This is a genomic window from Mesorhizobium sp. M7A.F.Ca.CA.003.01.2.1, from assembly GCF_003998945.1.
GTDB lineage: Bacteria > Pseudomonadota > Alphaproteobacteria > Rhizobiales > Rhizobiaceae > Mesorhizobium > Mesorhizobium ciceri.
Genome location: NZ_RZRA01000700.1, coordinates 1 through 3,100, shown reverse-complemented (window position 1 = coordinate 3,100; position 3,100 = coordinate 1). Strand labels below are relative to the sequence as shown.

The window sequence follows — 3,100 nt, the reverse complement described above, 5'->3', positions numbered from 1 at the left end:
CCGCCAGGCCGACAAGCCCGATTGCCAGCAGGAGCATCTGGAGCCCGGTTTTCCCCGGAACCGATTTTTGCTTTTTCATAACGCCCACCTTTGACTGTGGACGCTACCAATCTTGTCTCAAATTATTGGAAAGGAAGGTGGATAAATATCCAGCAACTGTCTTCATCTATTTTATTTAAAATTTTATTCAATTTTATACTTCGATTTACCAAAATATCCCGGCCAGTCCTCCGTTAGGGAAGCCTCCGGAAGCCACCATATATCAGGTTATATTGTCGCGGTTTACCACGTGTAAAAAATGCCGAGCAATGCATATCATAGTATATGAAATAGATTAGGGGGCAGTTGCAAAGTAGAAATGGCCGCTGTCTCTATCCGGTAAATATCGGAGGGGTTTCAGCCATGACGAACAATATCGAGTTGGACAGCTTTTCGGGTTCCTTGAACGAGCATTCCGCGTCCAGTGAACACGGCGATCAGGCATCGCCGGCGGAGATCCGGGTCGCACAGGCAAATTCGACGCAGCAGGCCGCACCGGCAGCGTCCGAACCGGTGCCGGTCGATGTCGGCGGCGGAGCGCCCGTCAAGCCGGAAGCCCCCGCGGAAGCGAAGACGCTGCCGGCAGCTGCGCCGCACGAATATGTAGCCGACGCCAGCCACGTGGTAAGGCTTCCTGCCAACGCCTCCATCGACAACATCAAGGTCGACGGCCAAAACCTTGTACTCGAACAGGCCGACGGCTCGGTGATCGTGATCAAGGACGGCGCCCTGAACGTGCCGACCTTCATCATCGGCGACGTCGAGGTGCCGCGCGTTGCCTTGCTGGCGGCGCTGGAAGCCAGCCATGTCGATGTCGCCTTCGGCGCCGACGGTTCCATCTCGGCCGGCCCCGGCGGTTCGAATTCAAGCGCAGGCGGTGATTTCTCGGTTCCCCCCGGCGGCATCGGCGACGGGTTCGACCTGTCGGCATTGCTGCCGCCGACCGCCTTGCAGTTTGGGCTTCTGGATCGCCGCGAACTGTTCCCGTCCATCGTCGACAGGCCGGTTTCAGTGGTGGCCACGTCACTGCTTGCCCCGACCGAAGCGGCCAGTGAAACTGGCCTCGATGGCAACCAGACACAATCGCCTGGCAGCGACGCGCCAAGCAATTCCGAAACCTCAGGCATCGGAACGATCAGCATCGACGCACCGGATGGAATCGGGTCGATCGTTATCAACGGTGTCGCCGTCACCGGCGTCGGCCAGCAGATCCCGGGCCAGTTCGGCTATTTGGAGATCGTCTCCTACAATCCGAGCACGGGTGCTATCCAATACAATTACACGGTGACCGAATCGGTCACTCATCCCGAGCACACGAACGGGTTCGATCCCAACGACACGGTTCCGGACAATTTCAGCATCACTGTCACGGACGTCGACGGCGATTCGGCCAGCACCACCTTTGCCGTCGCCATCGTCGACGACGTGCCGACCGCGGTTGCCGATACGGACAGCGTGACGGAAGACGGCGTGACGGTCGCGGACGGCAACGTGATCACGGCCAGCGGCGGCGCGGACGCGAATGTGACGGACGGCGTCGCCGACGTTAAGGGCGCGGACGGGGCGACGGTAACGGGCGTCGAGGCAGGCACGGTCACATCGGCCTCGGGCCATGTCGGGTCGGCCGTGGCGGGCAGTTACGGTTCGATCACGATCGATGCGGACGGCCACTACAGCTACACGCTGAACAACGGCGCTGCGGCGGTCCAGGCGCTGACCACCGGCCAGCATCTGACGGACACGTTCACGTATACGCTGACCGATGGCGACGGCGACACCTCGACGACAACGGTCGAGATCACCATCAACGGCACCAACGACGTGCCGCAGGTCGTCGTCGACCAGGGCAACCCGGCCGGCGCGCATGACCAGGTCTATGAAGCAGGTCTGGCGGCGGGTTCGGCGGCCGGCGACGGCAGCACGGTTGCGACAGGCACCTTCACGGTGTCGGACGCCGACGGGCTCGACGACGTGCAGAGCGTCACCATCGGCGGCGTCACGGTTGCCATTGGCAGCCTTGACGGTTCGGTCTTCCAGGGCGACCACGGCACGCTGCTGATCACCGGCTACAACCCGGCAACCGGCGTTGCTGCCTATCAGTACACGCTGACCAGCCCGACCACGGACGTTCCGGCAGTCACCGAGACCGACAGCTTCTCGCTCACCGTCTCTGACGGCACCTCGTCGTCGGCCCCGGCAGCCATCGTCATCGACATCGTCGACGACATTCCGACGGCCCATGCCGACACCAACAGCGTTGTCGAGGGCGGGATCGTGCTCGGCAACGTGCTGAGCGACGGCACGGACGACGTGTTCGGCGCCGACGGTGCGGCGGCGGGCGGCGGCGTTGTCGGGGTCCGCGTTGCGGGCGGCGACACCACGACGGCGGTGACGACGGGCGTCAACACGGTGATCAACGGCAGCTTCGGCACGCTGACGCTGCAGGCCAATGGCAGCTACAGCTATGACGGCCTGCCCAACGTGGTTCCGCCGGCAGGCGCAACGGAGACCTTCGTCTACACCATCATGGACGGCGACGGCGACCTGTCGACGACGACCCTGACCATCAACCTGTCGGACAGCGGCCTTGCCGTCTCCAACGACGACCTGACGGTCAACGAGGCGGCGCTGCCGATCGGCAGCAACCCGTCGAGCACCGCCGAGACCATCGCCGGAACGGTCGCCGACAATGTATCGGGCGGCACCGGGCCCTACACCTACGCACTGGTGAGCAACGCCATCGGCGCGCACGGCACGCTGACCTTCAATGCCAACGGCACCTACAGCTACACGCTGACCTCGCCGGTCGACGGCGCCGACGCCAACAACGGCACCAACACCGTCAACAATGTCGAGACCTTCACCTACCAGGCCACCGACGCCAACGGCAACACGATCACCAACACCATCACCATCGACGTCACCGACGACGTGCCGACGGCCCATGCCGACACCAACAGCGTTGTCGAGGGCGGGATCGTGCTCGGCAACGTGCTGAGCGACGGCACGGACGACGTGTTCGGCGCCGACGGTGCGGCGGCGGGCGGCGGCGTTGTCGGGG

General features: G+C 63.2%; 1 protein-coding gene. It reads left to right on the top strand.

The features are described 5' to 3' along the window. Positions 1-402: 402 nt before the first annotated feature. On the top strand, positions 403-3,100 hold a 2,698-nt coding region (locus tag EN969_RS23935; RefSeq protein ID WP_206525217.1), incomplete at its 3' end, for a VCBS domain-containing protein.